The sequence below is a fragment of the Natronospira sp. genome, assembly GCF_007134575.1.
GTDB lineage: Bacteria > Pseudomonadota > Gammaproteobacteria > Natronospirales > Natronospiraceae > Natronospira > Natronospira elongata.
The window spans coordinates 1-6317 of sequence record NZ_SLKM01000155.1 but is presented as its reverse complement, the minus strand read 5'-3'; the positions used below and the strand labels follow the sequence as shown (position 1 = coordinate 6317).

The window sequence follows — 6317 nt, the reverse complement described above, 5'->3', positions numbered from 1 at the left end:
GCACCGGCTGACCGCGGATCTCAAGAACTCGGCGCCGTTCTTCAATCCCCGCTATATCGGGCACATGGCCTCGGACCTGCTCTTGCCGGGCCTGATTGCCCATCTGGTTTCGACTCTCTACAACCCCAACAATGTCACCGAGGAAGCCGCACCGGTGACCGTGCGGCTGGAACTGGCGGCGGGTCGCCAGTTGGCGGCCATGATGGGGTTCAATACCGACCCGGGTCAGCACCCCTGTGCCTGGGGGCATCTCACCTCCGGCGGTACAGTGGCCAATTATGAAGGGCTCTGGAATCTTCGGGCAGCCAAGTATTACCCCCTGGCCCTGCGCTCGGTCCTGCCCGAACTGTCCCTGGATATAGAGAAGCTGAGTCGTGGACGGCTGTCCCAGGACGCCCCTGAATGGGCCTGGTTCAACCTGGATGTGGACACCGTCATTCGACTTAGGGAGGCCGTTGCCGAGGCCTTGCAGGCATTGCCGACGGAACAGCGCCAGGCACTCACTCAACGCATCGAGTCCGGGCGGGTGGAGCATCTGGGTCAGGTGGATTTCCATGCCGCCTGGCCGGCCCTCAAGCCACCCGTGGTACTGGTGCCCTTGACGGCCCATTACAGCTGGAAGAAGGCCATGAAGCTCATGGGTTTTGGCAGCGCCCAGCTGGTCTCGGTGCCGGTCACTGATCACATGCGCATGGACCCGGCGGCCCTGGACCGTATCCTCGGCGAACTGCATGAACAGCAGCGTCCCGTGCTGGCGGTGGTGGGGGTTTTGGGGACCACCGAATACGGCACCATCGATCCCATCGACGATATTGTCGCCCTGCGCCAGAAGTGGCGCCGTCAGGGGCTGGATTTTGGCATTCATGTGGATGCCGCCTGGGGTGGTTACATGGCGGCCCTGTTCCGTCAGCCCGGTGGGGCCATGCGGCACCACGACGAACTCAAGGATCAATTTCGCTATTTTCCCTCCAGCGATGTCTATCAGGCCTTCGCTGCGATTCGCCACGCCGATACCGTGACCGTCGATCCCCACAAACTCGGTTACCTACCGTTTGGCGTAGGGGCATTCATCGCTCGCAACCGGGAGATCACCGCCTTGTTGGGAGAAAGCGCTGCCTACGTCTTCGACGAGGCCGGCGACAACAGTGATACCGACACCCTGCTGCGCAATCTGGGTCGCTACATCCTGGAAGGCTCAAAACCGGGTTCCATGGCAGCGGCCACCTATGTGACCCATCGGGTCTTTCCCCTGGATCATCGCCATTTCGGCAAACTCACCGAAGTCACCATTCACAGCACGGAATACCTTTTCGACCGTCTTCAGGAGACCGCGGACCGGCTGCGTGGCAAGGCACGTCTGGTGGTGCCTTTTGAACCGGATACCAATCTGATCTGTATTGCCGTCAATCCGGAAGGCAACCGCAGCGTGCCGGTGATGAACCGTTTCTGTCAGGGCATCTATGAACAGCTGCGGGTGACGCCGGACCGTGCGCCCCAGACCCGTGAATTCTTTGGCTCCCGGACCAATGTCTTCCACGACGCCCTGAGCCCCGCCGCTCGCCAGACGCTGGTGGAACGTCTGGGACTGGACCCTGACAGTTTCCGCTCCGGAGGCAAGGCGGAGGAGGGGGCCAGCGACTATGTCTTTCTGCTCCGGCACACCCTGATGAACCCCTGGCTGTTCAGCGCCTCGGAAGGCCTGAACTACCTGGACCGCTATTGTCGTTACCTGGAAAAGCTGATCCTGGAACAGCTGCCGGACGCCTAAGCCGGGTGGCAGGCTTTGATGGGCGGCGGAATTACCTTAGTATGTGAGCTCCTCGCAGCATCAGTGCAGAAGGAGTTCCATGCCTGCTTCCCCCGGTCAGTCCAGCGCGCTTGATCTACGTGAACTCAAGCGCGTCTGCAGTAATTGCTCCCTGAGTGAACTCTGCGTTCCCATGGGCCTTAACCGGGCCGAGGTGGAGCGGCTGGATTCCGTGGTGGAGGTGTCCCGCAGCATGCATGTGGGGGATCACCTGTTTCGCCGGGGTGATCCCATGCGCAGTATCTATGCGGTGCGCTCCGGCATGTACAAGAGCTATCTGATCAACGAGGAAGGGGAAGAGCAGGTGATCGGCTTTCATCTGCCTGGCGAGCTGGTGGGGCTGGATGCCATTTATCCTGACGCCCACCTGTGCAGTGTCGTTGCCCTGGATACCGCCAGTGCCTGCGTGCTGCCTTTTGCTCAGCTTTCTGAACTGGCCGGTGACATCCCTGGCCTGCAGCGTCAGATCATGCGGCTGCTCAGCAAGGAAATCAGCTCCCTGGTACCTCGTGCTGCCGATTCCACTGCCGAGCAGCGGATGGCGGCTTTCCTGATGGACCTGGCCCGCCGACTGGGGGAGCGAGGGTATTCGGCTACCGATCTGCGCCTGGCCATGCCGCGCAAGGATATTGCCAATTATCTGCGCCTGGCGACGGAAACCGTCAGCCGGGTCCTGAAGAAATTCCAGACCCAGGGATGGATTGAAGTGGACCGGCGCGACATTCGCCTGCTGGATCCGGACGCACTGGGCCAATTGGCCAAGGACGATCAATCCGACTGAAAGACGGGGCCAAATCCTTGAGTCATAAAGCCTATCCTCACCTGTTTCAGCCGCTCGATCTCGGTTTTACAACCCTGCCCAACCGTATTCTCATGGGCTCCATGCACACCGGTCTTGAAGATCGGGTATGGCACTGGGATCGCCTAACGGCCTATTTCGTCGAGCGGGCCCGCGGAGGAGCAGGACTGATGGTCACCGGCGGTATCGCGCCCAACCGGCGCGGCTGTCTGGCGCCCTTCGCCTCCAAGCTGACCAATCGCCTGGAGTTGCCTCGCCATCGCAAGCTGACCCGGGCAGTGCATGAGGCCGGCGGTCGCATCTGCATGCAGATACTCCACGCCGGGCGCTACGCCTACCATCCCTTTTCGGTGGCACCTTCTGCCATCCAGGCCCCCATATCCCCCTTCAAGCCCAAGGCCCTGAGCAGTAGTGGCGTGGAAGGGCAGATCCGGGACTTTGTGCGTTGCGCGCGTCTGGCCCGGGCCGGCGGCTATGACGGTGTCGAGATCATGGGCTCGGAGGGCTATTTCATCAATCAGTTCCTGGTTCCCCGCACCAACACCCGCACCGACCAGTGGGGCGGGTCATTCGAGAACCGCATGCGGGTGGCGGTGGAGGTCGTGCGTCGGACCCGAGAGGCGGTGGGTGAGGACTTCATCATCATCTATCGCCTGTCCATGCTGGACATGCTCGCCGACGGCAATAGCTGGGAAGAGGTGGTCCAGCTCGGCAAGGCCATCGAGGCGGCCGGCGCCACCATCATCAATACCGGCATTGGCTGGCACGAGACCCGTGTTCCCACCATCGCCACCATGGTGCCCCGAGCCGCCTTTACCTGGGTGACCCGCAAGCTCCGTGATGAGGTCTCCCTGCCGTTGGTGACCACCAACCGCATCAACATGCCCGATACCGCCGAACAGGTGCTGGCGGATGGCGATGCCGACATGATTTCCATGGCCAGGCCCTTTTTGGCCGACCCCGAGTGGGTCAACAAGGCGTTCGAAGCCCGCAGTGACGAAATCAATACCTGTATCGCCTGCAACCAGGCCTGCCTGGATCACGTCTTCGAAAAGAAAGTGGCTTCCTGCCTGGTCAACCCGCGGGCCGGACATGAAACCGAAGTCCGCATTGAGCCGGTGAACACGCCGCGCCGGATTGCCGTGGTGGGCGCAGGGCCGGCCGGTCTGGCGGCGGCCACCACGGCCGCCGAGCGCGGTCATGAAGTCACCCTGTTCGAGGCCGCTGACCGCATCGGCGGGCAGTTCAACATGGCAAAGCGCATTCCCGGCAAGGAAGAATTCCACGAAACCCTGCGCTACTTCCAGCGTCGCATCGAACTGTCCGGTGTGGACCTGAGACTCGGCCAGCGCGCGGATGCAGACGCCTTGCAGGACTTTGACGAAGTCATTCTGGCGACCGGGGTGGTACCGCGTGATCCGGGCATTCCGGGGCAGGACCATCCCAAGGTGTTGAGCTACATCGACGTGCTCTTGCACGGCAAGCCGGTGGGGCAGCGGGTGGCCGTGGTGGGCGCCGGCGGCATCGGCTTTGATGTCTCCGAGTTTCTCGTCCACCCGCAACCGGAGCATGCCCAGACCCGGGAGGAATTCTTCCGCCAGTGGGGCGTGGACATGCAGCTCGACCGACGTGGCGGCGTGGAAGGTCTGAAGCCCGAGTTCCCCCCGGCGGCGAGAGAGATCCATCTCCTGCAGCGCAAGACCAGCAAGCCCGGTAAATACCTGGGCAAGACCACCGGGTGGATTCATCGTGTCTCGCTACGTGAACACGGTGTGAAGATGATTCCCGGTGTTAGTTATGAGCGGATCGATGACCAGGGCCTGCATATCCGCGTGGGTGAGGAGTCCCGCTGCCTGGAAGTGGACAATGTCATTCTCTGCGCCGGGCAGCTGAGCCAGCGGGAACTGCATGACAAGCTGGAATCTGCCGGTGTCAGCACCCATCTCATTGGTGGTGCCAACCTGGCCGCGGAACTGGACGCCAAGCGGGCCATCGATGAAGGCACCCGCCTTGCGGCCCGGCTGTGAACCGCTGATCAACCGGGCGCCTCCAAAAGAAATGACTGGCTTTATTCCCTGAGTCTGATATAGTGCGCGCACCGACGCCCTCCGGTCTGCGTCGGGCGTTCGCGGTTTCCCCTTGAGCAGCGACTACGGCCAATGAAATGGCCGCCTGCCTGAGCCTGCCTCGTTTGCTACTCTTTCTTTTTGCCTGGACCGGGCCCGAAACCACGGCATGAGCCGTATGCGGGCTGGCTATCCCAGGAGTTATTCCAATAATGTCTTTTGATCAACTCGGCCTTTCGGCCGCGCTGCTCCGTGCGGTTTCCGCACAGGGCTATGATACCCCTACGCCTATTCAGGCAGCCGCCATTCCCGCCGTCCTCAAGGGCCGGGATGTCATGGCAGCCGCCCAGACGGGTACCGGCAAAACCGCCGGTTTCACGCTCCCTCTGCTTCAGCACCTGGCTGCCCGCAAGCCCGAGGGTGGCCGCCACGTACGCGTGCTGATCATCACCCCGACCCGCGAGCTCACCGCTCAGGTGCAGGAGAGCGTTCAGACCTACGGCCGCCATCTGCCCATGCGTTCCATGGTGATCTACGGTGGTGTCGGCATGCATGGCCAGGTCCAGCGTCTGCGCCGGGGCGTGGACATCCTGGTGGCAACACCGGGTCGTCTGCTGGATCACCTTCGCCAGGGCACCGTGGATCTGTCACGGGTGGAGCATCTGGTACTGGACGAGGCCGATCGCATGCTGGACATGGGTTTCATCCATGATATCCGCAAGCTGATCGCCGCACTCCCGGAGCAGCGCCAGACCCTGCTGTTCTCCGCGACTTTCTCCAAGGAAATCCGCAATCTGTCCCGAGGCATGCTGAAGGACCCGGTAGAGATCGAAGTGGCGCCGGCCAACAGCACCGCCGAACGGATCAGCCAGGTGGTGCATCCGGTGACTCGCGGCGACAAGCCGGCCCTGCTGAGTCGGCTGGTGCGTGACGGTGAGTGGCGCCAGGCCCTGGTGTTCACTCGCACCAAGCACGGCGCGGATCGTCTCTGCAAGCAGCTGGATCGGGAGGGGCTGAGTGCCGTGGCCATTCATGGCAACAAGACCCAGGCCGCCCGCAGCCGTGCCCTCAAGCAGTTCAAGCGGGGCAGTGTCCGTCTGCTGGTGGCCACCGATATTGCCGCCCGTGGCCTGGATATCGAGCAGCTGCCTCACGTGGTCAATTTCGATCTGCCCAATGTCCCCGAGGACTACGTCCATCGTATCGGCCGCACCGGGCGGGCCGGCCGGGAAGGCCGGGCCTATTCCCTGGTTTGTGCCGATGACCGCAAGCCATTGCACGATATCGAGAAAATGCTGGGCAACGCCGTACCTTGTGAAATCATCGAGGGCTTTGAGCCGGATCCGCAGGAAGTGGCCCGGGTGCCCGGCAAGGGTAACGGGGGTGGCCGGGGCCAGGGTGGCCGTCGCAAGCCGTCCCACGGCGCCAAGGCGGAAGGCCGACATAAGCCGCGTCGCAAGCCGGGTGGCCGACCGGGTGGCAAGCCCTCGGGCAAGGCCGGCGGTCGTCCACGTGCCGCAGCCAGCCGTCGCCAAGGGCTCTGAGCCACGGCCAGTTGCCTGGCAAGGCGAAGAAGGGGACGGATGCCGTCCCCTTTTTTCTTGGCCTGGACAAAAGAAGGCCCCACCAGTGGTGGGGCCTTCGG

General features: G+C 62.7%; 4 protein-coding genes. All 4 read left to right on the top strand.

All coding sequences use genetic code 11. The features are described from left to right. A partial coding sequence (locus tag ACJWXQ_RS06230) for a pyridoxal phosphate-dependent decarboxylase family protein (RefSeq protein WP_406672384.1) occupies nucleotides 1-1768 on the top strand: 1768 nt, incomplete at its 5' end. 79 nt (nucleotides 1769-1847) lie between these two features. Further along, complete coding sequence (gene fnr, locus ACJWXQ_RS06225) at nucleotides 1848-2588, top strand: fumarate/nitrate reduction transcriptional regulator Fnr (protein ID WP_406672383.1); 741 nt, start codon at nucleotides 1848-1850, stop codon at nucleotides 2586-2588. A 17-nt stretch (nucleotides 2589-2605) separates the two neighbouring features. Then, complete coding sequence (locus tag ACJWXQ_RS06220; RefSeq protein WP_346052533.1) at nucleotides 2606-4633, top strand: NADPH-dependent 2,4-dienoyl-CoA reductase; 2028 nt, start codon at nucleotides 2606-2608, stop codon at nucleotides 4631-4633. 251 nt (nucleotides 4634-4884) lie between these two features. After that, nucleotides 4885-6216 carry a DEAD/DEAH box helicase gene (locus ACJWXQ_RS06215; protein WP_346052535.1) on the top strand — a complete coding sequence of 444 codons (1332 nt, stop codon included), beginning with the start codon at nucleotides 4885-4887 and terminating at the stop codon, nucleotides 6214-6216. Nucleotides 6217-6317: the final 101 nt, after the last annotated feature.

What these genes read in the sequence shown, in the direction of transcription:
- fnr (WP_406672383.1), top strand. Translation starts at nt 1,848, where the DNA reads ATGCCTGCTTCCCCCGGTCAGTCCAGCGCGCTTGATCTACGTGAACTC.
- ACJWXQ_RS06215 (WP_346052535.1), top strand. Translation starts at nt 4,885, where the DNA reads ATGTCTTTTGATCAACTCGGCCTTTCGGCCGCGCTGCTCCGTGCGGTT.